This window comes from Aquimarina sp. 2-A2 (genome assembly GCF_045505135.1).
Taxonomy (GTDB): domain Bacteria; phylum Bacteroidota; class Bacteroidia; order Flavobacteriales; family Flavobacteriaceae; genus Aquimarina; species Aquimarina intermedia.
In genome coordinates this window covers 988,376-1,014,307 of record NZ_JBJKFI010000001.1, presented here as the reverse complement: position 1 = coordinate 1,014,307, position 25,932 = coordinate 988,376, and the positions used below count along the sequence as shown (strand labels likewise).

The following is a 25,932-nucleotide window of genomic DNA, read 5'->3' as shown; positions in this document are numbered from 1 at the left end:
CTAAAAACAAATACAAAAAAGCCCCGAAGAAAAATCTTCGGGGCTTTTTTTATGCTTTTATGTGCTATGCTATTTATAGCTGTTTAATAAAAATTGGCTCTTTTATCTTCGATATCCGCAGCATCTTTTAATGCATTAAACACACGAGAATTTACTGCGTTAACCTGTGTTTTTGACGTTTGATTTGCATAACTTTTATAAGTGTCAAGTTTGATTGCAGGTGTCTTTTTAACAACTTCAATAACATACACTCCGTTATTACCTTGAATCGGATTTGAAACTTTACCTTCAGCCAATGCGAATGCAGCGCCTACAACTCTAGGCTCTGTCCCGGCACCGCTAATAGTGGGTGTGGTCATATTAAGTGCAGATGCTGTTTTTACCGTTTGCCCTTGGCTACTAGCAATTGCATCTAAAGTAGTACCTGATATTTTATTTTTCAGCAATTCTGCTTTTTTATCTTTTAACAAAATAGGCTTCACTGTCATTGAAGCATCAGCAGCGCTCATTAAACCTTTTTCAGTACTTGCCGTAAGTTGTACTACAATATATCCTGCAGGTACATCAAAACGCTTAATATCACCTACATTGGTATCTTCATTAAAAGCCCATTGTACAACACTACGCTGTGCTCCTAAACCAGGTATATTTTCTTCTAATTCCTTAATTTTATTTACCGGGCGAACAGTTAAGTTCTTTGCTTTGGCTGCTTCGCTGAAGTCTGAATCCTTAGCTTCTTTTTGAAACTTTGTCGTTTCGGTAAAGATAGTGTTCATCGTCTTTTCACTAGATTCAATCTTTCTGGCAAGTGTTGCAAGCTTCACCGCCGTTTTTGCTTCAGTTTGATCTTCGATACTTACGATATGATATCCAAAAGCTGTCTCTACAACTCCTATCTCTCCTTTTCCGTTATTAAAACTAAAATCGTTGAAAGGCTTTACCATAGTTCCAGGTGTAAAATAACCTAAGTCGCCTCCTTTATCCTTATTCGAAGAATCAGCAGAATACTCTGTAGCTAAGGTTGCAAACTTATCCTTATCAGACTTCACTACTGCCAAAATACTATCAGCAAGTTTCTTAGCCTCTTCTTTTGTTCTTTCAGTTGTACCTGCAGTATTTAAACCTTTCCAGGAAATTAGGATATGACTTGCTTTTGTTGAGTCAGGCATAGTTTCCTTGGCTACAATTTTAGACACTTTGTAATATTCACCATCCTTATACGGCCCAAAAACGTCACCAACATTACTCTCAAATACATCATCGGCAATAGCTGAAGATACATTATTTTTAAAGCTGAAGCGATCACTGTATTTTAACGCAGAGTTTTCATTTATAAATTCTTCAACATTCTCAGTATTCCTAAGACCCTTGATACTATCTGTAGTATTTGTAGCACTATTAAATTCGGCTCTATCATTAAGGAGTGCAGTAATTTCCTCTTTTAACTCAGCTTCGTCCTCTTCACTTGGCTTTTCTTCAAATACAACATAACGAAGACTTCTCGATGCATCCGCTTTATAACGTTTAGGATATTTCTCGATATACGCTTCTATTTCTGCATCTGAAACAGTTACCTCAGTATCAGGAATACTGCTATAAGGCAATTGTACATATTTGATATCAACTTTATCATTTTCCATTTTATAAGCAAGTTCGCCTTCACTCAATGTAGCTCCAACACCCGCTTTAATCATATTCAGGTAAGCTTCTTCTTTAGCACCTTTACTTACAGAAGCTTCATAATCCAACCATTGTTGATACGCTTCAGGTGATGTCGCTTTAACGTTTGCAACATATTCCTGTAATTTAGCTTTATCAAAAACTCCTGCTTCGTTTTGAAATGTAGGATTATTTGCTAACGACTCTTGTACGAGAATATTCACTTCATCCTCCCCAACCTGGATCCCCAGCTCTTCGAATTGTTCATCGAACAATACTTCTCTAACTTCTTGATTCCAAACATAATTTACTGCTTGAATGCTAGAACCATTCGTTCCAAAACTTCTGGATGCAGCCTCTACCTTTTGAGCAAACGCTGTTCTATCAATATCATTTCCATTGATTGTTGCTATTGTATTCTGAGATTTTTGAGAAATTGCTCCGCCATTACGGATCAAATCTGCCAATACAAATGAAAATAGCGCAAGTGCGATAATCACAATTAAGAAAACTGAACGTTGTCTAATTTTATTTAAAACTGCCATTGTAAGTGTAATTTATTCAAATATAGTGGGCGAAAATACCATTTTATTGGATTAATACCAATTAAAGAACAAAAGTCTTTACAACTTTTTTTACTTTCTGATATGCAGTAAACTATCAGTCGTATCCTGATGATAAAAAGCTGTACTTAGACTTCTTGCTGCAATTCAAAATTGTGAAGAAACTGATGGAGTTGTCGTCAACTCTTCGTTGTTTTAAAAAGACACTTTCTTTACCAAACTACTTAGAAATTAGAAACCGATTATGCTATTTATTTAGGTCCTTAATCTCATAACAACATAGCTAAAGTAGAGATTAAAGCATGCCGTTATTAGAAAATACTCACTACTCCTCTTGAATACGATGTAACTCAACTACCTCAATCTTTGTCGTCGAAGTCTCAACAATATGAAGCTTAAAACCTGCTAGTAAAATTTCGTCTCCTTGCTGCGGAATTTCTTGGGTATGATCGACAATCATACCACCAAGGGTTTCGTAATTATCGCCAACGGGCAAATTAATTTTATAGGTTTCGTTAATATAGTCTACTTCCATACGGCCAGAAAAACGGTAACGATCCGCATCCAACTGTTCTTCTATTAATTCAACAGAATCATGCTCATCTTCAATTTCTCCAAAAAGCTCTTCAACGATATCCTCTACTGTAATAATACCACTAGTTCCACCATATTCATCTATTACAACGGCCATACTTTTATGTTTTTTGGTCAACAGATTGAGAACATCTTTGACAAACATCGTTTCGGGAACAAAAACAACAGGCATTAGTATGGATCGAAGAGAAACCGGTTTTTTGAAAAGCTCAAAGGAATGCACATACCCTATAATATCATCGATGGTTTCATTGTAAACTAAGATTTTAGAAAGTCCGGTTTCTACAAAAATTGTATTTACCTCGTCTACTGCTTTATCTTTATCTACAGCAACAACTTCGGTACGTGGCACCATCACTTCTCTTGATTTCACTTCAGAAAATTCCAACGCATTTTGAAAAATCTGAATTTCACTGTCGATATCCTCATGGGACTCTACAGCCTCCATTTGTTCTGTGATGTAATCTCCTAATTCGGTTTTACTAAACGCTAATTGCACTTCATCCCCATCTGTTTTTAGAAAATGCTTTAATACAAAATCAGACACCCAGATAATGAAAGTAGACACAGGAGAAAACAACACATAAAAAACGTAAGCCGGAAACGAGAATAGTTTCAGGAAAAAATTAGCGTAAATCTGAAAAAAAACTTTTGGTAAAAACTCTGCGGTCAATAAAATAACCAACGTTGACAACACTGTCTGAATCAACAAACTTAGTCCGCCGGTTAGTTGTGGATAGAACCCCTGTAGCAGTTGCACCAGTAGATCTCCCATATAAAATCCATAAATCACCAACGCTATGTTGTTGCCTACAAGCATAGTAGCAATAAACTTTGATGGTTTTCTGGTCAACAAAATCAGTATACTAGCCAAGAAGCCACCTTGTTTTTTTTCTATTTCAATATGAATCTTGTTGGAAGATACGTATGCGATTTCCATTCCGGAAAAAAAAGCAGAAAGCAGTAGAGATATTACAACAACAATAATTTGGAGTTCCATTATTGCTTATTCTTATTAGCATCAATACGTTTACGGAAATTTCTTTTGAAGAAATACATAAACACAGCAACCCCTGCAAAACAGAGATACAAAATACTTTTGCTATCTTCTAAATCCCACTCGATGTAGGCCTGATAAAGAAAAAAAATCGCGATTAAAATATATGCGATTTCAAAAAATTTAAAAAATTTCATCATACTATTTTATTCATCTATAACCATTACACCTTCATTAATGCGAGAATTCAAGATAGTAAAATCTTGGTTAGCATCAAAACCATCAGCTTGATTGATAGCTCCGTCCGGCAAATAACTGGTATAAGGCTGATCGGTAAAAATCCAATCGTTATTTTGATTCCAATATAGTTGTTTTGCTTTGAGATGGGTACTATCTGCAGTTTTAATATCTACATTGCCCTGCATATCTATAAGTCCGGTTTCTCTGTAAGATATAGCGTAATCAGCCTTGACCACACTTATTTTACCTTCTTTATCGATTAGATCCAACACAACACCATCAGGAAATTCGTGATATGCGAAGTTTTGATTTGTAAAATCTAAGATTTTTGGAGCCTTAAGCACTGCAGTCAATCTTCCGGAATCTGTATATTTCAGATTAACATCAAAAATCTCGCCTATTGGCACATCTTCTATACTCACAGATCGATTTTGATTATTCCGCTTCGATTGACATGAAAAAAACAATGTCACAGCAAATGCTGTGACAAAGTTTATGATTATATGAGGTAAGCTTTTACGCATTACAACTTAGGAACTCTTACCGTTTCGCCGATCCAACATCCGATTTTTACCGAAGTAACTCCTGGGTTGTTAAAAATATCGGTTTTTGATGGTGCTTTTGCATTATAACTAGCTGCAGTTTGCGCTGCCGTAGATTTTAAACTAGGATCAATTTTACCTGCTCTGTTTGCATAGTTTGCAGCTAACCAATATACAGCTCTTTTGCTAAACACATCATCTCCACAATTATTTGCACTACTAGCAATCATACTTGCTATTCTAAGATGAGCAACTCCCATAGAAGGTTTATAGTTTAAAGCTTTTCTATAATAACTTCTTGCCTTACCAAAACTTCCTTGCTTTTTCAAAACTTCACCAATTCTAAAGTACACTTTTGCCTTATCACTTGCTTTAGTTTCTAGTTCTGCCGATTGGTTAAAGTAATCCAGAGCCGTTGATCTCTTATTATCCTTTAATGCTAACAATCCTAAATAGTATGCAGATTTAGCAGAAGGTTCTGCTTTATGCAACGCTTCAACCAATTTGAAAAATAATGGGTCTTCGGTACATTCTTTAGCTGACATTCTTCCTGCAGCTCCTTTTAACCAAATAGCATCTCCTTTTTTAGCTTCAAACTGTCCGTTATAAAGCGGAATCAAATTCTCACAGTCCGCTAGAACACCAAGCTTTTGATTAACACCAGCTTTCACCTTACTATATGCTTGCAAATTAATTTCTGCATTCTTTAAGCTTCTCTTCTCTTTTGAAGTTAAAGCTGTTCCTGCGTCTAATTTTTCAGTCAACTCAGTTATTGTAGCAGCCTTTTCACTTTCTTCACCTTCAATCTTTTCCGTTACATCGTCATAAAGATCAAATACAGCCTGCAACTCTTTCTTACCTTCATTATGTAAGTCTACGAATAGTGTAAAGTATGTATATAGCTTTTTAGCTCCTTTGAAATTTTCTTTGTCCTCTGTATATGCTTTATCAAATGCTTCAAATTGAGACTCTTTAGTTCCAATATTGTTGTCAAACATTAATTGACCTATATCAGAGTGCAAATCTCCTATCTTTGTTTTACCAGGGAAATATTGATAACGTTCTTTTAGTAAAGAAATTAACTCATTTACTACAGCTGTCTTCTCAGCATCCGGAGCTTTTTTTAATTTAGCCTTCAATAATTTCTCACCAAATTGATAGGTCGCAACACTATATGTAGGACATTCTTTACGAACTTCCCATAAAGGTTTCTCTGCTGCTTCATAATTTTTCACTTTGGCATGCTCATATGCAATAGAAGCCGTAGTTGCGCAGTCGGTAGCCTGAGCATTAAGACTCGCTACCCCACAAACCAAACCAGCTGCTAACGTGTATAAAAATTTAGTATTCATATTTTATAAATTGTAGTTAATTAAACTTTATTTGTCTGAACCATTTGTCGTTCAAAGATAAACTTAATGAGAGGTTCATAAAATCTTCTCTTATTAATCCGGCATCTTTTGTTCCACGCTGTCCGTATTCAAAACCGATGTTTAGATTAGAGAACAATCTTCCCACTGGTAGTCCTACTCCAAAAGATATGCCAAACTCATTTATTGCATTATCATCAATAGTCAAACCTGTTTCATCATACCGCACCCCAGCTCTATATACAATACGATTTAAATAACTGGTAAGTGAACGATAATTAGGTATATAATACCCCCCTAATTTAAATTTTGATGCGTTATCGTAGGTAACTCCTTCCTGCGTAAAAGAACGATTTTCAAAATTCTCTGCATCTACATAGCTATATTCTCCTCCTACATACCAATTTTTAGGAGCACCAATACCAGCGCCGAATTTAAACTCTGCCGGCAAATCCAGATCCCGATTTTCAACCTCAACATCCTGTGACTCGATAAGCGTTTCGCCGCCACTGCTATTCACAACAACACTGGACAAAGTTCTGTCATTTTCTGAAGTTAATGCAAAAGAGGGACTGGAAACTATTGAAGTAGTCAGCTCAAGCTTATCAGTAAGCATCGTACGATATGTTACACCTAATGACATACTAAAACCCGATAAATCAGAATCATTAATTTCACGTGTGCTAAATAAAATATCTGAACGAGTGCGTAGTACTTTATTCTGAATATTTCCAAAATTGTAATGTAGATCTAATCCTACATTTAAGTTTTTATTAATTTGAACACCCGCTGCTAAAAATACACGATTAAGACCTCCGGTTCCGCTAAAACGCGTTTCTGAACCATCCGCCTGCTCTGACTTTAATTGATACCCTACAGCGTTTACAGGCACTACACCAAAACCAAAACCAAATTTTCCGGCAGGAATAGCAACAGCCAGATAATCTAAAGTTGCATTATCTGTAGAAGATGAGCCATTTTGACTATTTAGTTTCAAAGAATTATACGTAGCACCCAAAGTATAGGCGGTAAGTTTTAAATCACCGTAGGCCGAAGGATTTTGCAAATTTATATGAATACTATCTGTCAAAAAACTCAACCCCCCCATGGACCTGTTTTCGACCGTACCTTTGAATTTTTGGAGCCCGATACCATAGTAGGAATAAGGTGAGGATGTTCCCTCTTGCGCATATGAAAAACCGGCAACAATCACCAGCAGGACTACTAAAATCTTCTTTATCATTGAGTATTATTAAATGCTAAAATATAATTTAGACCCTCTAACAAAAAATTAGAGGTGGCAAATATGCTATTTTTTAATCTTTTAGACAAAAAATGTGCATCTCCTCCGGTTAAAATAACTGTTAAATCACCATAGATGTTGCAATATTCTTCAATTACTCCATCAATTTCGTATACAACGCCATTCACAACGCCAGAATGTATTGCATTTATTGTACCATCTCCAGTTAGTTGATCAGGAGCGATTAAACTTAATTTTGGCAGCTTAGCCGTGTGCGTATGTAAGCTAGAATATCTAAGATGTATCCCCGGTGATATCGCTCCTCCTAAATATTCATCGTTTTTATTTTTAAAATCATAGGTGATACATGTTCCTGCATCGATCACTAATACATTTTGACCTTGGCAATTATAAACTGCCGCAGCAATGAGTGCTATACGATCTACGCCCAAAGTATGTGGAGTGCTATATAAATTCTTAAAGGGAATCGATACATGTTCATCCAAAACTAAGGTTTCAATTTTTTTTTGAAGAAAATTTAATTTTTTTTGGGACAACTTTCCTACCGATGCGATAATCGCTTTTTTCAGCTCTTGATATTCGGACAAAACAGAAACAATAACCTCCTCAAAATCTTTTAATTGTGCTGCTATTTTAAAGACCAATTTCTCTCCATTAAATACCCCTATCTTAATGGTTGTATTGCCAATATCGATGACTAAATTCATGTTTTTTAACTATTGTTCAAAGGTACAAAACAGATTTTTTTAAAAAAATCTTTTGCGAATTAAAAAAAGGCTCTATATTTGCATCCGCTTACAACAAGGTGCCTTAGCTCAGTTGGTAGAGCAAAGGACTGAAAATCCTTGTGTCCCTGGTTCGATTCCTGGAGGCACCACTTTAAAGCAAGAGAAAACCCGAACTTTGTGTTCGGGTTTTTTTGTTTTGTGGTATTCTGATTTAATAAATTGATTAGAGTGTTAATTCAAGGGAATATTTTATCATAACAATAACTAAAAACTCGGCTCCTTAACATCAATTTATAATATTCACTTCCACTTTAAACATATCTTTACCAAATCCTATGTGGGGAATATCGAGATGAGAGAAAGTGCTTTAAAAAAATCATATTTGACAAACAGCCAAGAGAATAGTATCACACGTAAACAAGACAAAAATAGTTCTGAAAACAGTATTTGTCTACCTAAGATAATTTTTGATAATTTAGGTGATCCCGTTGTGCTTTTGGATGAGCAACTACGCGTACTAGAAAGCAACCAAGCTTTCTTAGCCTTATCTGATAAGCCTTCCGAAAATATCTTAAATAAATCATTTTTTGGAATTGACAATAAAAAATGGGATCATAAAAAAATTAAATTACTCCTTAATTCAATTCTACACGAAACTCCATCTACTAATGTGCCAATTACTCTAGAAATAGCTCATAAACACTATGAAATAAGTGCCAAAAAACTTTCATTTACAGAAGAGTTATCCAGCGATCGTATTTTAGTATCTTTAAAAGATATTACCTCTTCTATAACTCTAGAGCGCAAGCTACAAGAACAAATTAGTAATTATGATCAACTGATATATCTCTCTCCTTATCTTATCGCTATTTTACAAGGTGAAAAGCTAATCATTGAAATTGCTAATGACACAATTTTAGAGAATTGGGGAAAAGGTAAAAATATTATTGGCAAACCACTACTCGAAGTTCTGCCGGAGATAAGAAAGCAAGGTTTTGAAGATCTTTTATTACAAGTACTGGCAACCGGTAAGGCCTACCACGCCTTTGAGGTGCCTGCAGAGCATTTTAAAGAAGGTAAGATGGTTAAGGATTACTATGATTTTGCCTATCAACCTATTTTTAGTCTTAATGGCAAAGTAGAGAAAGTAGCTGTGATTGCCACTAATGTATCTAAACAGACAGAACTCTATCATAAAATTTCTGAAAGCGAAAAGAAATTCAGGCAAATGATCGATCTCCTACCTGATAAAATTATTAGTGCAAACCCAACTGGCGAAATTATATATTACAACAAAAGTTGGCAGGAATACACTGGTCTTAGTTTAAAAAAACTACAAAATAAAGGGTGGACAAAAATAATCCATCCGGATGATAAGGAAGAATTTTTTAAAAAACTAAACGTTGCCTATGCAACCGGTGAGGGTCAAGAAATGGAGTTGCGTTTTCTTAATAAATCCGGTAAATACAAATGGCACTTATATCGCGCAGTGGCAATTCATGATGAGACCGGAAATATTAAAACTTGGTTGAGTACCTGTACCGAAATTCACAGAGTAAAAGAAGAGCAGAGACGAAAAGAAGAATTTCTCAAAATGGTGAGTCATGAATTAAAAACACCTGTCACTTCAATCAAGGGATATGTTCAGTTGTTATTAAGTATGATTAATGCCAATCAGGAATTTCCGGAAGCATTAGTCCCGGTGCAACGATCATTAAAAAGAATCGATAGCCAAGTATCCAGACTCACCCGATTAATCTCTGAAATGCTTGATCTCTCCAGAGTAGAAAATAGTAAGTTAGAATTGAAAAAGACACATTTTAGTCTCAACGAATTAATCTACGAAACTGTAGAAGACATTAGATTTTCGTCAGATTTAAGTGAAGTTGAATTTCATGATAGCTTTGAGATGGAAGTACTTGCTGACCGGGATAGAGTTGGGCAAGTATTGATAAATCTAATTACTAACGCCATTAAATATGCTCCAAAAAGTCAGTTGATAGAAATCGCTATTTATAAAAAAGATGAAAACTATGGAGCGATCAGTGTAAAAGATTATGGGATAGGCATCCCGAAAAAAGACCTTAGCAAAATCTTTGATCGCTTTTATAGAGTTGAAGGAGAAAATGAAGAAACATTTTCAGGGTTTGGTATTGGTTTATTTCTGGTCAAAGAAATTATTGACCGTCATGGAGGAACCATAGATGTAGAGAGTAAAAAAGGTAAAGGATCAAAATTCACATTCACTTTACCCTTAATAAATTTTAATAAAAATAATTAATGAATACTGTTTTAGTTGTAGATGACGACAAAATCCTTGGGGTGATGGTCAAGGAGATATTAGAATTTAATAATTACAATGCGATTATCACTAAAGATCCTAAGACGATCAAAAATCAGATTGTAAATAATGAAATTCAATTAATCCTGCTGGATAAATATATCGCGGGAACTGATGGAACAAAAGTTTGTGCATCGCTTAAGTTAGATGAAAAATTGCAAGATATTCCAATTCTTATGATGTCTGCCTTACATGAAGCTGAAAAAGAATGTTTGGAGGCCGGAGCATCTGGATTTATAGCAAAGCCCTTTGAGCTGGAGCCTTTCTTAGCTAAAGTAAAAAAGTTAATAAAACAAGATCATTCGATAGCTTAAGCTATACCTTACGCTATCGAATGATAATATCTCAGCTTTCAAAGATAAAATTGATGCTTTTTTTTTAGATAAATTTAAGACAAGGTTGATGGCAAGCTATTACTTTTGCCGAATGAATTTATTAAAAGTATTTAGCTTCCTTTTATTCTGGATTATCAGTTTCCAAATGTTTGGACAAGATGAAGATAGTTTAGAAACCGATCCAGAAATGTCTAGATGGGACATGATTAAACATGATGGAGCTTCAGCCTTTGGCGGAATCAAACATGTCTACACAAATCCTGTACGTTGGAAAAAAAGAGATTGGACAACTTTTGCCGGGATTGTAGCGGGTAGCGCCTTACTTCTTGCCATAGACGAACCTGCAAATGATTATTTTTTAGAGCAAGAAGAGGACATTCCTCATATTGTGAAAGAAACCGGATTTCGCTTTGGTAAACCTTTATTAAATTACGGATTAACAACTGGTGTATATGCCTTTGGCATACTTACAAAAAACGAAAAGGTTCGCAAAACAGGTATTCTCCTTATTGCATCGGCCACTGCCGGTGGCATTATACAAACCATTAGTAAAACTTTGGCCGGTAGAGCGCGACCCTCAACAGGAAAGGGATCCACTGATTTTAGATTTTATTCTAATGATTCAGGATATCATTCTTTTCCATCAGGGCATGCAATTCTTTCATTCACCACTGCTTACGCAATTTCAAAACAATTTACTAATCCCTATGTTAAAGGCGGAATTTACGCTTTAGGACTTGTATCTCCTGTTTCTAGACTCTGGGCAGGCGCACACTGGTTGACCGACGTAGTTTTAGGAGTAGCAATCAGTGTAGTAGTAGTCGATGGTATTGACAATTACTTAAATAAAAATAAGAGATATGCTTATAAAAGTAAGCGTCTTGGTATCAAATGGAATATCACCATGGGACCCGGTCAGCTCGGTTTAATTGGTAGTTTTTAGATATGATTTAGTTCTCCCTACTGAACTATTTATTTTTTAGCACCGGCAACGTCGAAGCTCTCAGCAATAGTGTTGTTTCAACAATTTCGGTTACAGCTTTATTTTTTTCTGAAGGTTTCATCGCTAAACGTTTAAATAAACGTTGCGTTGCTATGGCCCCTAATGTTTCTGCATGTTGTGAAACAATACTCAATTTAGGATACGAATATTTAGCCAACAACCCATCTGTAAAACCAATAACTGACAACTGCTCTGGAATTTTTAATCCCATTTTGGCAGCTATATTAACTGAAACTGCAGCGGCAGTCTCATCTAATCCTAAAACAGCATCTACAGCATTGGATGTTAAAAATTCTTCAATTATGGATTCCACATTAGCAACCTCCTCAATCATAAGCATATGATAGGAGACATCATCATACATCTCGGCTATCTTCTTAGCTCCTGTGCATCTCAACTCCCCTACACTTAGGCTTGAAATGGTAGTGACTATCGCAATATTTTTACATCCAGAGTCAACTAGATGTTGCATCGCTTTACTCGACGCTTTCTCATCATCAATAATTACCTTATCACAATCTATGGTTTCATTAATACGGTCAAATAATACCACAGGAATATTATCTCTTTTTAACTCCTTAATATGATCCAATTGATTGGTGATTTGTGTTTCTTGACTCAACGACATAATTAAACCATCCACACTATTATTGGATAGCATCTCCACATAATCCACCTCTTTCTGATAGGACTCATTAGAAATGCATGTTAAAATTTTATAGCCATGTTTTGACGCTTCTTGCTCAATACCATTTAAAACTTTAGCGAAAAAATGATTTAAAATTTCCGGTAGAATAACACCAATAGTATTGGTTCTGCTACTTTTCAAACTTACCGCTAACGCATTAGGTTTATATTTATAGAATTCTGCTAATTCCTTAACCCTCGCAATTGTTTTCTGGCTTATTTCCCTATCATTCTTTAATGATTTAGACACTGTAGAAATTGATAAATTTAGCTCCTTTGCCAATTGCTTTAATGTTACTTTTTTCCTCATCCTTATAAATATTAGCACAGCATAACAAACAAAAACTAGTGCGACAAAGGTTAAAAATACGTTATTTAATTGGTTTTGGATTCTCTTTGTATAATCTTGAAACCTAAAATGATTATTTAACAGAATTGTGAGGTGCTTTTATTCTTTTCAATTCACGGTACCCCTCAATGTTCAACATTTTTTTGTAAGTTGTGATGACACTATAACGACTACATCAAAGACTCGTAAAAATTTAAAACGATTATGGCAAAGCCCTATTATGACCCTGCAGATTTGCGCAAATTTGGAAACATTACAGAATGGAGTGAAGAATTAGGTAAGAAATTTTTTGATTACTATGGAAAAGTTTTTGAAGAAGGAGCCTTAACGGCTCGAGAAAAATCCCTAATAGCCCTAGCTGTATCGCATGTGGTAAAATGCCCCTACTGTATTGACGCGTATACAAAAGATGGATTACAGCGCGGCATTACAAAAGAAGAAATGATGGAGGCCGTTCATGCTGGAGCTGCAATCGAAAGTGGAGCTACACTCGTTCATGGTGTTCAAATGATGAACAAATACGAAAAACTATCTATGTAATTAGATCGTTTATACTTGCAAAAACACTTAGCTCCAAAACCTATACTATATTAATAGTTTACCCTTTATCTATGGCGACGAAATCTTTACATAAAAGAAATGACGAATTAGCTTACGCTAATAAACAACTTGAAATACTTAACAACGGGATTTTCCAAAATGGCGAACTTCCAAAATTTTCAGATAAAATAGCCGAATCAGGCCATAAAACTTTACGTCCAAATAAATTAGAAATTCTACAAATCAATGTAGGATATATGTGTAATCAAGTTTGTGAGCATTGCCATGTGGATGCCGGACCGGATCGTAAAGAAATCATGACGAAGGAAACCATGTCACATTGTTTAGAAGTGATTAAAAACACTGGTGCGCATACGTTGGATCTCACTGGTGGAGCACCCGAAATGAATCCTAATTTCAGATGGTTCGTTGAAGAAGCTAGTAAAGCCGGAATAAAAGATTTCATAGTTCGTAGTAACCTAACTATCATTAGAGCTAATAAAAAATATTACGATTTACCTGATTTTTTTAAAAAGTATAATGTGCATGTTGTATCCTCGATGCCACACTGGACGCGAGGTAAAACTGATAAACAAAGAGGTGATGGAGTTTTTGATAAGTCTATTAAAGCATTACAGGAATTAAATGAAAGAGGTTATGGAATGCCTGGTAGTGATCTGAAGCTAGACTTAGTATACAATCCTTCGGGCGCTTTTTTACCTGGTGATCAAGGGGCATTGGAGCGTGATTTTAAAAAAGCACTATCAGAGGATTTTGATATTCAATTTCATAATTTATTTGCCATAACCAACTTACCCATCAGCAGATTTCTAGACTACCTAATAGCCTCAGAAAATTATGAAGACTATATGTATGCCTTGGTTGAAGCTTATAATCCCGGGGCCGTTGCAAATGTAATGTGCACCAATACAATCTCAATAAGTTGGGATGGCTATTTATTTGATTGTGATTTTAATCAAATGCTCGATCTTAAAGTAGCTAGTAAAATTCAGCATATCAAAGATTACAATGAAGACATCTTAAACAATAGAGATATAATCATTTCGCAGCATTGCTATGGTTGTACTGCAGGTGCCGGCAGTAGCTGTCAGGGAACTGTTGCCTAATCGTTAAATCTTAAATGGATTATGATATGATGAAATATATTATTTGTATTCTTTTAGGATGTCTTGGCAAGGATATCACGGCTCAGTCAAATTTGGATGCGCTGTTACATCGCTATACCGATAATTCAGTTCCTTACATTTCAATAGAAGAATTAATAATGTGTAAAGATGAAGCTGTTGTTTTGGATTCCAGATCTAAAAAAGAGCATGCGGTAAGTCATATCGCTACTTCCATCTTTGTTGATTACGAAAATTTTAACTTAGATACTTTTAAGAAAATTTATCCAAACCAAAATACATTAATCGTCGTATATTGTAGTGTTGGTGTACGCTCTCATGCAACTGGTAAAAAGTTGATCAATGCAGGCTACAAAAACGTCAAAAATCTGTATGGAGGAATTTTTGAATGGAAAAACAAGAATTTACCCATCATAAATAGGAATGCTATTGAAACTGATAGCTTGCACATCTACTCTGAGCAATGGAGTAAGTATTCAAAAAACGCTATTAATGTATTCTAACTAAAATTAATAAAAACTCACTAAGATTGACTACAAGAACAAAAAATCTTCTTCTACTATTTACCAGAAATCCTGAATTAGGAAAATGCAAAACCAGATTAGCCGCCACTATAGGTGAGCAATCTGCACTTGATATTTATAAGTTTCTATTGCAGCATACGGTTAATGTGACCAGAGGCCTTAAAGTCGACAAAGAGGTTCATTATTCTGTAAAAGTAAGAGAAAATGATATTTGGGATCCTACACTATATAATAAGAAAAACCAATTAGGCGAAGATTTAGGGGCACGAATGCTGCAAGCATTTTCTGCTGGGTTTGAGAATGGTTACCAACATATTATCATAATGGGAAGTGACTTATACGATGTTGAGCAAAAAGATATCGAGGCTGCTTTTGAGGCTTTAAAAACAAACGATTACGTCATCGGACCAGCAGAAGATGGCGGATATTATCTTTTGGGAATGAATACATTGACAAGCCCTCTCTTTCAAAATAAAGAATGGGGAACAGCCACAGTTTTAAAGGATACACTAAAAGACTTGGAAGGCAAAAAAGTTAAAGTTTTAGAGGAACGAAACGATATCGATTATTTTGAAGACATTAAAGATATCGAAGTATTTCAACAATTTATAAAATAAAAATATGACCAATTATATTGAAGAAACAAGAGATTATCTGAGAGATAAAGGATTTGAGAATCCTGAAGTAGGAATTATTCTCGGTACAGGTTTGGGACAACTTTTGGACGAACTTGAAGTAATAAAAGAAATTAGTTATAATCACATCCCTTACTTTCCCACCGCGACAGTTGAGTTTCACAAAGGAAAGTTGATTTACGGAAAACTTGAAGGCAAAAACGTGATCGTTATGCAGGGGAGGTTTCACTTGTATGAAGGATACACACTTCAGGATGTGACCTATCCAGTACGCATAATGCACAGTCTAGGTATAAAAACACTCTTAGTTTCTAATGCTTCAGGAGCTGTGAACCTCGACTTTAACAAGGGTGAATTGATGCTTATTGATGACCATATCAACCTACAAGGAGGATCTCCATTGGCCTTTAAAGGTGTAGAACAAATGGGTACGCGTTTTACCGATATGAGCGCTCCTTATGATACCACCATTAATAATAAGATAGAAGCTATTGCCAAAGAGCACAAAATAAAATTACATAAAGGGGTGTATGCATCGGTCTTAGGACCACAGCTTGAAACGAGAGCAGAATATAAATATTTAAAAATTATCGGTGCTGACGCTGTTGGCATGAGTACGGTGCCCGAGGTGATTGTAGCAAACCATCTTGATCTACCTGTGGTTGCATTATCTGTATTAACTGATGAGTGTGATCCAAACAATCTAAAACCTATTAATATTGAGGAAATTATCAGTATGGCCGCAAAAGCTGAGCCTGACATGATTACAATTTTTAAAGAAGTCATCAAATCACTATAAAAATACTTACAATAATAAATACTATGAGCTACTTAGATACTACCCATGACGTTTATAAAGATGCTGCACTTACCCCAGATGTAGGATTATGCTGTACTACCAACCCAATTTGGGAATTACCGGGATTAAAGATTCCAAAGATCATGCAAGAAATGAATTACGGTTGTGGAAGTACCGTTAATGCCAGAGATCTCACAAATAATCCCAAAGTATTATACGTTGGTGTTGGTGGAGGTATGGAGTTACTACAATTCTCATATTTTTCCAGACAAAAAGGGGGCGTGATTGGTGTCGATGTCGTTAAGGAAATGATTGAAGCTTCAGAAAAGAACTTTAAAGTAGCTGAAACTCAAAATGACTGGTTTAAAAGTGATTTTGTAGACTTGCGCTTTGGAGATGCACTTAACCTTCCGGTAGACGATAACAGCATCGATGTGGCAGCACAAAATTGCCTTTTTAATATTTTCAAGGCTGATGATCTTAAAAAAGCGATCGAAGAAATGTACCGCGTCTTAAAACCACATGGCAGACTCGTTATGAGTGATCCAACCTGTGAACAATCGATGAATGATACGTTGCGTAATGACGAGCGGTTAAGAGCTTTGTGCCTAAGTGGTAGTCTTCCTATTGCAGAATATGTAAAAGCCTTAACTGATGTAGGCTTTGGTACCATTGAGATTAGAGCGCGCAAGCCGTATCGTATTTTGGACCCAAAAAATTATGCAACTGATGAATTGATTTACATTGAATCCATCGAAGTAGCAGCTATTAAAGATCCAATGCCAGCAGATGGCCCTTGCATCTTTACAGGTAAGGCTGCGATATATTACGGAGATGGCAATCACTTTGACGACAAGAAAGGTCATGTTTTGGTAAAAAATCAACCCTTGGCAATTTGTGACAAAACAGCGAACGCATTGGCTGATCTTAAAAGAGATGATATTTTTATCAGTGAATCAACTTACCACTATGATGGTGGGGGTTGCTGCTAGATCTTCAGGCGGATTGTGCTATTTGCCACAATCCGCCTTCAATACTACAAGAACATCTGTTAGCTTCATATGTTTATTACGACTATGTTATAGTTGAATAGTTATTTTATTTTATGGAAAAATATCTTCAGACTGTTGGTGAATCTTATACGGGATACTGGAACTATCTTGTAAAAGAAGTTTTGTTTGAAAATTCCTGGGCGAATTACTTTTATGGATTAATCGTTGTATCACTAATCGTCTGGATCCTCGAAATTATTTTTCCGTGGAGAAAAAATCAATCTAAGTTTCGCAAGGATTTTTGGCTAGATGCCTTTTATATGTTTTTCAATTTCTTTTTGCTTAATTTAATTGTTTTTATTGCTCTCTCAAACGTTGCTGAGCGTTTCTTCAATGATCTTTTAGGGAGTATTGGCTTGAAGATTTCAGATTTTCAGCTATTTGATATCGATGTATTACCACGATTTTTAGGTCTCCTTATATTTTTTCTTGTGACTGATTTCGTTCAGTGGAACACCCATAGATTGTTACACAAAGTCCCTTTTTTATGGAATTTTCATAAAGTTCATCATTCCATTAAGGAAATGGGTTTTGCCGGTCACCTGAGATACCATTGGATGGAGCCGGTACTTTATAAATCTATTTTATATATTCCATTAGCTATTATTGGAGGTTTTGATGCTCAAGATGTCGCAATTGTTCATTTCTTTGCGCTGACCATCGGTCATCTCAACCATGCAAACCTAGGTTGGGATTATGGATTTATGAAATACATATTCAATAATCCTAAGATGCATATTTGGCATCATTCAAAAACTTTACCTAAGCATAAAACTGTAGGGGTAAACTTTGGGATCTCACTTAGTCTTTGGGATTATATGTTTAAGACAGATCACATTCCCTCAAACGGAAGAGATATTGAATTAGGTTTTGAGAATGATGAGCAATTTCCTAATAATTTCATTGCTCAGGAATTATATCCATTAAGTTTTAAAAAGAAATAACCGAACATAAAATACTATGAAAATGATACCTAAAAGTTTAATATTACTCTTTACTACCAGTATCCTAATTGGTAGTTGTACTCTATTGGGTGCTGCAGGACTGACCAGTCAGGGTCAACCCACAAAGACAACTCCGCAGCAACTAACCTCAACGACCGCTAATTCAGTCATGAATGTAGATCATGCGGCGTGGGATAAGATCTTAAAAAGATACGTGGATGCCAATGGTGATGTTGATTATAAAAGCCTGAAGGATAACCGGGAGGAGTTACAGAAGTATTTGAAATATGTATCCAGTATGCAACCCAACGATGACTGGTCCTTACAAGAACTCTTAGCATTCTATATTAATCTATACAATGCGTATACAGTAGACTTAATTGTTGAAAATTACCCCGTTAAAAGTATTAAGGATATTAGCGGTGCCTGGACCAAAGCTATCGTGCCTATAGGGGATCGTACGTTATCATTAGGAGGAATCGAAAACGGTGTGCTTCGTAAAATGAACGAGCCCAGAATACATTTTGCTATCAACTGTGCCTCCATATCATGCCCTAAATTACTAAACGAAGCCTATACGGCAGGTAAAATTAATGAGCAGTTAGATAAAGCAACACGAGAATTTATAAATAGCGAAAAAAATCAGATCTCAGAGAACTCTCTAAAACTTTCGTCTATATTTGATTGGTATAAAGGTGATTATTTAATTAACGGAAACGAATCTGTTATTGATTTTATCAACCCCTTTACGGATATCAAAATCAGCAAAAATGCAACTATTGATTACCTAGACTATAACTGGAATCTAAACGAATAAGCTTAAGAACCGTCTTATTGAATGATTAGTATTATTGTTCCTGTTTTTAATGAAGAAAACACTATCGAAGTGCTTTTGAAGCATCTCGATCAGGTATCGGGCACTCAGATACACGAGCTATTATTAATTGATGGTGGAAGTACAGATGATACACTCAAAAAAGTAAATGACTATGATCGTCATCGCGTCGCACAAAAGATTGGCGCATTTCCAATAAAAGTTTTTAGATCAAATAAAGGCAGAGCTGTTCAGATGAACTTCGGAGCTAATAAAGCTGAAGCTGATATTTTATATTTTTTACATGCAGATAGCTTACCTCCAAAGCATTTTGATGAAGCTATCGTTACCTACGTTAAAGACAATAAGCGAGCAGGATGTTTTAGAATGAAGTTTGACCACAAACATTGGTGGCTTGAACTTATGGCCTGGTTCACCAAAATAAATCACCGAGCTTGCAGAGGAGGGGATCAGAGTTTATTTGTTTGCAAAAAAGTATTTCAAGAGATTGGTGGATATGATGAACGTTATGTTGTATTTGAGGATAATCATTTCATTGGTAAATTATATGATCAAAAAATATTTTCTGTTATTCCCTCATGGGTTGTTACGTCGTCACGCCGTTATCAAGAACATGGCGTTTGGCGGTTACAGTATCATTTTCTGATTATCTATATAAAAAGATGGTTTGGCGCCTCTGGTGAAGAGCTTTGTGCTTATTATAAAGAGAAGGTAGCGAAGTGATCACTCAATATATAAATCCAATCAGTGCTTTATACTGCACTGATTTGATACTAAAACTTCATGTTCATATCAATTTTGATTATCTTGATAACTTTCCAGGATTTTTTCAATTCCTCCTCTTCCAGTACAAGGATTATAAGAGCCTTTTAAAAGAGTACTTCTGGTAGATACAGTTCCAATCCCTCCTATATCAACGTTAATACTTGTTGTCCCATCGACTTCAAAACTAACAGTATTATCAGCACTAATTCTAGTATAAGAGGTATGATGGGTATATTCCCAGCCATAAGTGAGCCCTGAGATGTAAGAACTAGATTCTTTTATTCTAAGCCTACCATATTCGTCCGTTTCATAAACTAGACGGACATTATAGTATGTACCTGCAAATGCTTCTTTAGACAAACAGATTGTTCCAGCAACGGAGCCTCCTCCCCCTCCTCCTTTACTCCTGTTGGATGGTTTAAGCATTGGTGGTAGACAAGACATAATAAGTTCATTAACAACATCTTCAAGTACGATAGGAAATGATTGGCTAGATTTTGCTTTTAGATTTTTAAAAGGTTTAAGCTATTTGATGATTTCTCTATATAGCTATTTACACTTTCAAAATAAAGTTGTGCTTCCTTATCAGTGTCAATTTTAATGAGCTTCTAGGTTTTACAATATTAGACTTTACACTATCCGCTTTAGAAAACCGTGATTTTCTATACTATCAATTGGAGTTTCGTAATTCGGGTTAGTTTCGATAGAATCTCTAGAACATCATACCAAGTTGGTATTTAAAATTGCAATCGTAATAAATGCGTAAATGAATTTTAATTTGGATATCCTACTGATGGTTTAATTATTGCTTACTCTTTACTATGGACTCTAGGCTTACTCCTTGATTTTCTTAATATGTCTAACTTTAAATTCAAAAATAATATCATCTATTTTTTCTATAGGAATTTTTGAAAGATCGTTCTCAAAAAAGACGTCACTATAATCGATAGTTGGTACATACCACTTTTTATATAGTATTCCTCGAGGAACTCTCATTTTAAATTCTTTTTTAGAAGGAAAATAAGTTACATGATCCTCAACCACAGAATAGAGATTCCCTGACAACTCTTCATTTTTAACTCGTATTCTAACTCCTTTTATCTGGTCATACTGAAATAACGCAGCATAAATGTCATGATATCGATAATACAAAAAATCCTGATACTCATTATCGTTTTTAACGCCCTCTAAAAAATTAAAGTTTTCACTTTGAATAAATAAAAGATCAATTATTTCTCCATCTAAAACTTTGATTAATTGAAGGGACATATCCACATCCAACATTTCGTTAAAAAATGACTGTAAATTTTCCTGTTTTTCTATTTTAGAAAAATAAGCAAATTGACTCGAGTATTCCTGACTTAATAAAGAAGAGTAAGACAAAAAAAGTGATATCAAAAATATTAACTTCATTTATTGTTTTTCTTCACAAAGCGAATAATCAAAATTATTCCAGTGATAAATAGAATTATAACTATCGATAAAATTACAATTGGCGGAATCATTATTTAGGTTTAAGGTTTTAACAAATATTGATTGTTTTGAGAGTATACAAGCAATTTGACACAATTATAGCGATATGAAACATTCAACCCAATCATTTCATAGGAATTATCCCCATTTTTTAAAAAAAATCAGTCGAAATAGGATAGAAATAGCATATACGTTTTCAATTTTTGATTATCACCTTTCCCTTATACAAGGCTTTCACATCAAGAACAGGGGGCGTATTAAATAAAATTAAGTTTCCTGTGCTTCTTAGCTCACCGGTCACAGCATTCCGTGGATTTAGATATATATCATTTGTACCTCGGTGAAAAATAGTAGCGGTATTGACACTCAAATCCTTACCCTCAAAGCGGCTATCCCCTTCCATAAACTGTAGATCTAGTGTATTAACCGCTCCTGATAAGAAAAAATTTGATTTTCCGTTAGTAATAATGCTTAGACTATCACATGTCAGTTCTAAATAAAAGTCTCCTGTTTTATGAAATGCATCTTCAGTCTCCAAATCCTCTGATGTTAGTTGTAGCGTAGCATATGATAGCATGCCATCACTTCTCACGGGGAGACCACTTGCATTTCTTATTTCAGACAACTCTTGCTGTGTAACATACACTTTGGTTAGTCCATATTCACGAACCAAATTACAGGCGTTCTTATTATCTATAATTAAGGTACCATCCTGTACATATATGTCAATGTCATCCAATAGGTTCTCCCCTGTTTCCACTACCACGGATTGAGCAATTCCTTGTTTGACTATTAATTGCGTACGCTGTAGCACTGAAATTTTTGAATACTCAGGAACCACAAATTCTTTTTTAATAGTATCACCTGCAGCCTGAAAACAATCGGGAGCATTTTCCGCATCGCATCCTACACACATGATAACTACAATGATAATTGCCAATAATCTAACCATCTTATATCTTTTTACAATCGTATTCCCATTCCAAACTCCACACCCTCTGCCGTTGCACCATGAGATTTGACAGTTACATTAGCAAAGATGTCTTTATAAAGATAATACTTCAGACCCAGCCTGTTGTACCACCTTCCTTGATAAGGCACCGGATAATATACGTAATAGCCAACTTGAGTTACTACCGAAAGATCCCCTATAAATAACTCATGCCCTGCAGTCAATCCAACCCGCTTATAGTCTTCGGTTCCATCAATTCCATCTTCAGGAAATGCAATTGATCTATATTTAATATATTCTTTTAAAAATTCGGACACAAAAAAATCTGCGCCTAGTTGCAGAGCGCTCTTACGACCAATGCGCTTTTCCACGTAGCCTGAAAAGGTTACAAAAGGATACCGTCCAGATCCGATTACATCGGTTTCATTAGCACCTGCCAATACCGCGAGATTAAATCGTAACGGCTGATTTTTGAAGGTTGTTGAGTCCTTGGCTATATAACTTCTTTCTTCGGTATAATTTGGATCATAAGTAAGCCCTACGGTAAAAGCGAAGGTATTAGTACTGTTGTTCGGAGCTTTTGAACTTGCATTAGAATAATGGATTATAGTGCCTCCGGCCTCTAAACCGATTCCTTTGTAAAGAGCGGGGCGTGTATAATTCAATTTTATATATGTTGAACTAAGAAGTCTAGATCCATATGCATTGTTGATGTAGTTACTATTTCTATCATAAGGATTTGTAGTAATTGCAATTCCCTGACCCAACCTAAACTGAACATGTTTTTTCAAAAAATAAAAATTCATATGTCCATACAAACCATAATTATCCCCGAGAAACTCATTCTGCATGTCTTGGTAAATAAAAGACACCCCATAATCCGGATAGTTGTACCATCCTTCCCATGGTCTTTCTCCATAAGTCTTACGGTTATAACTTAGTACCACTCCCTCCGGATGTTGTGTAATCAAATGACTTATATCAGGATTATGTTCTAATATCGTTCCGTAGAAATAATGGGCATCAAAATAATAACGGGTAGCATATTTATTTTGAGCAGTGCAACAAAAGCAAACTAAGAGAATTAAAAAGGTATAGGTGTATTTCATTAAAGATTTGTAAGGAGGATTTAAAAGAACAAAAAAAATGGCTCTCAGAAAAATCTGAGAGCCACAAAGTAATCTAAAAATCAACCATTAACTGTATTATCGCTTATAGATTACCTTAGCGTTTTTGATACGATCATTAAAATCGTTCATTGTTCCTACATAAGTATACTGTCCATTAAAAGTTCTGTCAGGACGCTCTCCTACAATGATATGTTTAATGTCTAAATCAGGCGCGTTAATTTCAATCTGATCTTGTATACGCATTGTTTTATCTCCTAAATCAGTATCTAAAGCTTCTAATTTTGAAATAACATACAATCGCTTACCATCAGCGCGAATTTCCTGAATTTCAATATCATGTTCCTTGCCCGATACTTCGGTCTCAACAACAATACTCATTTCTTCTTTTTCACCTTCATTAGGCATATCAAGATCGATGTAAGGCACTTCTACTTCTTCTTCTTCCATGACAACTACCACTTTTGGCACTTTTATGGTTTTAGTTTTTGTTCCTACATTTACATCTGCCCAATCAACATCATACGTTGGCAATTGACCCTCTTCGGCATCAATATCCACATCAACATCTGGAAGTTTGGCTTCTTTTTTTTGATTGACATCACAGCTAATTAGCGTTGCACTTAATATAGCCAGTAATAATAATTGCTTTTTCATAATTGTTTTGAATTTTGATAGTTAATTAATAATATTTTAGTCATTTACTATAAATGCATGAATCACTCCAGGCAACCAACCTATTAATGTAAGTAGAACACTGATTAAGAAAGTCATACCCAACCCATGTTTCAAGAACACGGCCAATGGCGGTAGTAAAATGTTTAATATTATGGTTAATAACGACATACGATAAAAATTTGATTAGTTATGAAACAAAACTACTTCGATTCAAAACGGGATACCGTTAAGGTTTTTTCAATTGATATATCTTTAACTCAAAAAGAGTGATAATGTTAATTTTTTGAGGATTTTTTAAAAAATAGTTAACTATTTACCAGAATAATTATAGTTTTTTTCCATTTCAAGTTTTCAAGTCCTTATTGGTAATTATTCTAAATAACACAAAATGATTAAGTTTTAAAAGTTCTTAACGACCTAATGTTTTGAGAAGCGTATTTTAGGTCAACTATACATTTATATTACTTATGGAACACATTGTAATTTTAGGTAACGGAATTTCTGGTATAACTGCCGCTCGCCATATTAGAAAACTATCTGATAAAAAAATTACGGTGGTATCTGCAGAAACTGAGTATTTTTTTTCGAGAACAGCTTTAATGTATGTGTATATGGGGCATATGAAATTTGAACACACCCAGCCTTACGAAAATTGGTTTTGGAAGAAAAACAAAATAAATCTCAAACAAGGTAATGTAATTCAGATTCAAGGGGCACAAAATATGTTGATTTTTGACAATGGAGAAACGCTCTCGTTTGATAAGCTGATCATAGCCACTGGTTCTAAGCCTAATAAATTTGGATGGCCGGGACAGGATGGAAAGGGAGTGCTTGGTTTATACCATAAACAAGATTTGGAAACCTTAGAAAAAGTTGCGCCTAATAATACTGTATGCAAGAGAGCAGTGATTGTGGGTGGTGGACTGATTGGAATTGAATTGGCAGAAATGCTGAGATCCAGAGATATCCCTGTCACATTTTTGGTGCGTGAGAAAAGTTTTTGGGATACCGTACTTCCTCCAGGTGAGAGTGAAATGATCAATCGTCATATCAGAAATCATCATATTGACTTACGGCTAAACACTAATCTAGATAAAATTCTATTGGATGATCAGGGTGCTGCGAAAGGTGTGGTGATTAAAGAAACGCAAGAAGTAATTGAGTGCTCTGTGGTGGGACTCACAGCTGGTGTTTCTCCCAATATCGAATTTCTTAAAGAGAGCAATATAGAAACAAATCGAGGTGTTTTAGTCGATGCCCATTTGAGAACTAATATTCCATCTATCTATGCTATTGGTGATTGCGCTGAGCAGCGCACAGCTATTGGAAATAGAAACCCTGTAGAAGCTGTTTGGTATACCGGAAGAATGATGGGAGAAGTAGTTGCACAAACACTTTGTGGAAAACCTATGAAATATCAACCGGGACATTGGTTTAACAGCGCAAAGTTCCTGGATATTGAATATCAGACATATGGTTGGGTATTTGCAAAACCTAAAGAACATGAAAAACATTTTCATTGGAGACATAGTGATGATACTAAATGCATTACAATTAATTACAACAAAGACTCTCTACAATTCATTGGGATCAACACCTTTGGTATACGTTTAAGACACGAGGTATTTGATCGTTGGCTCACTCAGAAAAAAGATGTCCATTACGTCATCGAAAACTTAAGAGAAGCTAATTTTGACCCGGAGTTCTATGCACACTACGAGGCAGAAATAAAAACAGCTTTCAAAGCATCCCACACCGTACATACCTTACACACAAATTAACAATCATCTA

At 35.3% G+C, this 25,932-nt stretch carries 26 protein-coding genes and 1 tRNA gene; 14 read left to right on the top strand and 13 right to left on the bottom strand.

Annotated features, from left to right (window positions below; genetic code table 11):
* Window positions 1-83: 83 nt before the first annotated feature.
* The 6 genes from ACJRPK_RS04630 to ACJRPK_RS04605 form a co-directional block, all read right to left on the bottom strand.
* Window positions 84-2,204: a peptidylprolyl isomerase gene (locus ACJRPK_RS04630; RefSeq protein WP_407138619.1), complete on the bottom strand. Its 2,121-nt coding sequence runs from the start codon at window positions 2,202-2,204 to the stop codon at window positions 84-86.
* 343 nt (window positions 2,205-2,547) lie between these two features.
* Window positions 2,548-3,816, bottom strand: coding sequence for a hemolysin family protein (locus tag ACJRPK_RS04625; RefSeq protein ID WP_407138618.1), 1,269 nt, complete (start codon window positions 3,814-3,816; stop codon window positions 2,548-2,550).
* A 203-nt stretch (window positions 3,817-4,019) separates the two neighbouring features.
* Window positions 4,020-4,577 (bottom strand): LPS export ABC transporter periplasmic protein LptC, encoded by a 558-nt coding sequence (gene lptC / locus ACJRPK_RS04620; protein ID WP_407138617.1) that lies wholly within the window; start codon window positions 4,575-4,577, stop codon window positions 4,020-4,022.
* Window positions 4,577-5,947, bottom strand: a complete 1,371-nt coding sequence (locus tag ACJRPK_RS04615) for a tetratricopeptide repeat protein (protein ID WP_407138616.1) — start codon at window positions 5,945-5,947, stop codon at window positions 4,577-4,579. The genes lptC and ACJRPK_RS04615 overlap by 1 nt, the downstream gene beginning before the upstream one ends.
* Window positions 5,948-5,963: 16 nt before the next feature.
* Window positions 5,964-7,208: a hypothetical protein gene (locus tag ACJRPK_RS04610; protein WP_407138615.1), complete on the bottom strand. Its 1,245-nt coding sequence runs from the start codon at window positions 7,206-7,208 to the stop codon at window positions 5,964-5,966.
* Complete coding sequence (locus ACJRPK_RS04605; RefSeq protein WP_407138614.1) at window positions 7,205-7,936, bottom strand: type III pantothenate kinase; 732 nt, start codon at window positions 7,934-7,936, stop codon at window positions 7,205-7,207. The genes ACJRPK_RS04610 and ACJRPK_RS04605 overlap by 4 nt, the downstream gene beginning before the upstream one ends.
* A 97-nt stretch (window positions 7,937-8,033) precedes the next feature.
* Between ACJRPK_RS04605 and ACJRPK_RS04600 the strand changes: the two genes are divergently transcribed.
* The 4 genes from ACJRPK_RS04600 (at window position 8,034) to ACJRPK_RS04585 (ending at window position 11,576) form a co-directional block, all read left to right on the top strand.
* Window positions 8,034-8,106 (top strand) — tRNA-Phe (locus tag ACJRPK_RS04600).
* 233 nt (window positions 8,107-8,339) lie between these two features.
* Window positions 8,340-10,238 carry an ATP-binding protein gene (locus tag ACJRPK_RS04595; protein ID WP_407138613.1) on the top strand — a complete coding sequence of 633 codons (1,899 nt, stop codon included), beginning with the start codon at window positions 8,340-8,342 and terminating at the stop codon, window positions 10,236-10,238.
* On the top strand, window positions 10,238-10,612 hold the full coding sequence (locus ACJRPK_RS04590; RefSeq protein ID WP_407138612.1) for a PleD family two-component system response regulator: 375 nt from the start codon (window positions 10,238-10,240) through the stop codon (window positions 10,610-10,612). The genes ACJRPK_RS04595 and ACJRPK_RS04590 overlap by 1 nt, the downstream gene beginning before the upstream one ends.
* Window positions 10,613-10,724: 112 nt before the next feature.
* A complete protein-coding gene (locus ACJRPK_RS04585; protein WP_407138611.1) occupies window positions 10,725-11,576 on the top strand; it encodes a phosphatase PAP2 family protein in 852 nt (283 codons plus the stop codon).
* 25 nt (window positions 11,577-11,601) lie between these two features.
* Here ACJRPK_RS04585 and ACJRPK_RS04580 read toward each other — a convergent pair whose 3' ends face one another.
* Complete coding sequence (locus ACJRPK_RS04580) at window positions 11,602-12,633, bottom strand: LacI family DNA-binding transcriptional regulator (protein ID WP_407138610.1); 1,032 nt, start codon at window positions 12,631-12,633, stop codon at window positions 11,602-11,604.
* Window positions 12,634-12,876: 243 nt separating this feature from the next.
* Between ACJRPK_RS04580 and ACJRPK_RS04575 the strand changes: the two genes are divergently transcribed.
* From ACJRPK_RS04575 to ACJRPK_RS04535, 9 genes are all read left to right on the top strand, one after another.
* Window positions 12,877-13,212 (top strand): arsenosugar biosynthesis-associated peroxidase-like protein, encoded by a 336-nt coding sequence (locus ACJRPK_RS04575; RefSeq protein WP_148781279.1) that lies wholly within the window; start codon window positions 12,877-12,879, stop codon window positions 13,210-13,212.
* Window positions 13,213-13,283: 71 nt separating this feature from the next.
* Complete coding sequence (arsS, locus tag ACJRPK_RS04570) at window positions 13,284-14,339, top strand: arsenosugar biosynthesis radical SAM (seleno)protein ArsS (protein WP_407138609.1); 1,056 nt, start codon at window positions 13,284-13,286, stop codon at window positions 14,337-14,339.
* Window positions 14,340-14,365: 26 nt separating this feature from the next.
* Window positions 14,366-14,860 carry a rhodanese-like domain-containing protein gene (locus ACJRPK_RS04565; protein ID WP_407138608.1) on the top strand — a complete coding sequence of 165 codons (495 nt, stop codon included), beginning with the start codon at window positions 14,366-14,368 and terminating at the stop codon, window positions 14,858-14,860.
* A 26-nt stretch (window positions 14,861-14,886) separates the two neighbouring features.
* Window positions 14,887-15,498 (top strand): TIGR04282 family arsenosugar biosynthesis glycosyltransferase, encoded by a 612-nt coding sequence (locus tag ACJRPK_RS04560; protein WP_407138607.1) that lies wholly within the window; start codon window positions 14,887-14,889, stop codon window positions 15,496-15,498.
* Between the two features lie 4 nt (window positions 15,499-15,502).
* The gene (locus ACJRPK_RS04555; protein ID WP_407138606.1) at window positions 15,503-16,315 is read left to right on the top strand and encodes a purine-nucleoside phosphorylase; all 813 of its coding nucleotides are present in this window, start codon (window positions 15,503-15,505) and stop codon (window positions 16,313-16,315) included.
* 23 nt (window positions 16,316-16,338) lie between these two features.
* The gene (gene arsM / locus ACJRPK_RS04550) at window positions 16,339-17,307 is read left to right on the top strand and encodes an arsenosugar biosynthesis arsenite methyltransferase ArsM (protein ID WP_407138605.1); all 969 of its coding nucleotides are present in this window, start codon (window positions 16,339-16,341) and stop codon (window positions 17,305-17,307) included.
* A 113-nt stretch (window positions 17,308-17,420) separates the two neighbouring features.
* Entirely contained in the window at window positions 17,421-18,311 is an 891-nt protein-coding gene (locus ACJRPK_RS04545; protein WP_407138604.1) for a sterol desaturase family protein, read from the top strand.
* A gap of 16 nt (window positions 18,312-18,327) precedes the next feature.
* On the top strand, window positions 18,328-19,128 hold the full coding sequence (locus tag ACJRPK_RS04540; RefSeq protein WP_407138603.1) for a DUF547 domain-containing protein: 801 nt from the start codon (window positions 18,328-18,330) through the stop codon (window positions 19,126-19,128).
* A 21-nt stretch (window positions 19,129-19,149) separates the two neighbouring features.
* Window positions 19,150-19,869 (top strand): TIGR04283 family arsenosugar biosynthesis glycosyltransferase, encoded by a 720-nt coding sequence (locus tag ACJRPK_RS04535; RefSeq protein WP_407138602.1) that lies wholly within the window; start codon window positions 19,150-19,152, stop codon window positions 19,867-19,869.
* Window positions 19,870-19,938: 69 nt separating this feature from the next.
* Here ACJRPK_RS04535 and ACJRPK_RS04530 read toward each other — a convergent pair whose 3' ends face one another.
* The 6 genes from ACJRPK_RS04530 to ACJRPK_RS04505 form a co-directional block, all read right to left on the bottom strand.
* Window positions 19,939-20,355, bottom strand: a complete 417-nt coding sequence (locus ACJRPK_RS04530; RefSeq protein WP_407138601.1) for a hypothetical protein — start codon at window positions 20,353-20,355, stop codon at window positions 19,939-19,941.
* A gap of 390 nt (window positions 20,356-20,745) precedes the next feature.
* The gene (locus ACJRPK_RS04525) at window positions 20,746-21,324 is read right to left on the bottom strand and encodes a hypothetical protein (protein WP_407138600.1); all 579 of its coding nucleotides are present in this window, start codon (window positions 21,322-21,324) and stop codon (window positions 20,746-20,748) included.
* A gap of 256 nt (window positions 21,325-21,580) precedes the next feature.
* Entirely contained in the window at window positions 21,581-22,336 is a 756-nt protein-coding gene (locus ACJRPK_RS04520; RefSeq protein WP_407138599.1) for a head GIN domain-containing protein, read from the bottom strand.
* Window positions 22,337-22,347: 11 nt separating this feature from the next.
* Window positions 22,348-23,445 (bottom strand): acyloxyacyl hydrolase, encoded by a 1,098-nt coding sequence (locus ACJRPK_RS04515; RefSeq protein WP_407138598.1) that lies wholly within the window; start codon window positions 23,443-23,445, stop codon window positions 22,348-22,350.
* Between the two features lie 96 nt (window positions 23,446-23,541).
* Complete coding sequence (locus ACJRPK_RS04510) at window positions 23,542-24,120, bottom strand: hypothetical protein (protein WP_407138597.1); 579 nt, start codon at window positions 24,118-24,120, stop codon at window positions 23,542-23,544.
* A 36-nt stretch (window positions 24,121-24,156) separates the two neighbouring features.
* The gene (locus tag ACJRPK_RS04505) at window positions 24,157-24,309 is read right to left on the bottom strand and encodes a YqaE/Pmp3 family membrane protein (protein WP_148781267.1); all 153 of its coding nucleotides are present in this window, start codon (window positions 24,307-24,309) and stop codon (window positions 24,157-24,159) included.
* A 299-nt stretch (window positions 24,310-24,608) separates the two neighbouring features.
* Between ACJRPK_RS04505 and ACJRPK_RS04500 the strand changes: the two genes are divergently transcribed.
* Window positions 24,609-25,922, top strand: a complete 1,314-nt coding sequence (locus ACJRPK_RS04500; RefSeq protein ID WP_407138596.1) for an NAD(P)/FAD-dependent oxidoreductase — start codon at window positions 24,609-24,611, stop codon at window positions 25,920-25,922.
* Window positions 25,923-25,932 lie beyond the last annotated feature (10 nt).

Coding starts and splice junctions, on each gene's coding strand:
- ACJRPK_RS04580 (WP_407138610.1), bottom strand. CDS start 12,633: ATGAGGAAAAAAGTAACATTAAAGCAATTGGCAAAGGAGCTAAATTTA.
- ACJRPK_RS04515 (WP_407138598.1), bottom strand. CDS start 23,445: ATGAAATACACCTATACCTTTTTAATTCTCTTAGTTTGCTTTTGTTGC.
- ACJRPK_RS04565 (WP_407138608.1), top strand. CDS start 14,366: ATGATGAAATATATTATTTGTATTCTTTTAGGATGTCTTGGCAAGGAT.
- arsS (WP_407138609.1), top strand. CDS start 13,284: ATGGCGACGAAATCTTTACATAAAAGAAATGACGAATTAGCTTACGCT.
- ACJRPK_RS04525 (WP_407138600.1), bottom strand. CDS start 21,324: ATGAAGTTAATATTTTTGATATCACTTTTTTTGTCTTACTCTTCTTTA.
- ACJRPK_RS04520 (WP_407138599.1), bottom strand. CDS start 22,336: ATGGTTAGATTATTGGCAATTATCATTGTAGTTATCATGTGTGTAGGA.
- ACJRPK_RS04535 (WP_407138602.1), top strand. CDS start 19,150: ATGATTAGTATTATTGTTCCTGTTTTTAATGAAGAAAACACTATCGAA.
- lptC (WP_407138617.1), bottom strand. CDS start 4,577: ATGCGTAAAAGCTTACCTCATATAATCATAAACTTTGTCACAGCATTT.
- ACJRPK_RS04630 (WP_407138619.1), bottom strand. CDS start 2,204: ATGGCAGTTTTAAATAAAATTAGACAACGTTCAGTTTTCTTAATTGTG.
- arsM (WP_407138605.1), top strand. CDS start 16,339: ATGAGCTACTTAGATACTACCCATGACGTTTATAAAGATGCTGCACTT.
- ACJRPK_RS04625 (WP_407138618.1), bottom strand. CDS start 3,816: ATGGAACTCCAAATTATTGTTGTTGTAATATCTCTACTGCTTTCTGCT.
- ACJRPK_RS04545 (WP_407138604.1), top strand. CDS start 17,421: ATGGAAAAATATCTTCAGACTGTTGGTGAATCTTATACGGGATACTGG.
- ACJRPK_RS04575 (WP_148781279.1), top strand. CDS start 12,877: ATGGCAAAGCCCTATTATGACCCTGCAGATTTGCGCAAATTTGGAAAC.
- ACJRPK_RS04555 (WP_407138606.1), top strand. CDS start 15,503: ATGACCAATTATATTGAAGAAACAAGAGATTATCTGAGAGATAAAGGA.
- ACJRPK_RS04505 (WP_148781267.1), bottom strand. CDS start 24,309: ATGTCGTTATTAACCATAATATTAAACATTTTACTACCGCCATTGGCC.
- ACJRPK_RS04510 (WP_407138597.1), bottom strand. CDS start 24,120: ATGAAAAAGCAATTATTATTACTGGCTATATTAAGTGCAACGCTAATT.
- ACJRPK_RS04610 (WP_407138615.1), bottom strand. CDS start 7,208: ATGATAAAGAAGATTTTAGTAGTCCTGCTGGTGATTGTTGCCGGTTTT.
- ACJRPK_RS04540 (WP_407138603.1), top strand. CDS start 18,328: ATGAAAATGATACCTAAAAGTTTAATATTACTCTTTACTACCAGTATC.
- ACJRPK_RS04585 (WP_407138611.1), top strand. CDS start 10,725: ATGAATTTATTAAAAGTATTTAGCTTCCTTTTATTCTGGATTATCAGT.
- ACJRPK_RS04530 (WP_407138601.1), bottom strand. CDS start 20,355: ATGTCTTGTCTACCACCAATGCTTAAACCATCCAACAGGAGTAAAGGA.
- ACJRPK_RS04500 (WP_407138596.1), top strand. CDS start 24,609: ATGGAACACATTGTAATTTTAGGTAACGGAATTTCTGGTATAACTGCC.
- ACJRPK_RS04605 (WP_407138614.1), bottom strand. CDS start 7,936: ATGAATTTAGTCATCGATATTGGCAATACAACCATTAAGATAGGGGTA.
- ACJRPK_RS04590 (WP_407138612.1), top strand. CDS start 10,238: ATGAATACTGTTTTAGTTGTAGATGACGACAAAATCCTTGGGGTGATG.
- ACJRPK_RS04615 (WP_407138616.1), bottom strand. CDS start 5,947: ATGAATACTAAATTTTTATACACGTTAGCAGCTGGTTTGGTTTGTGGG.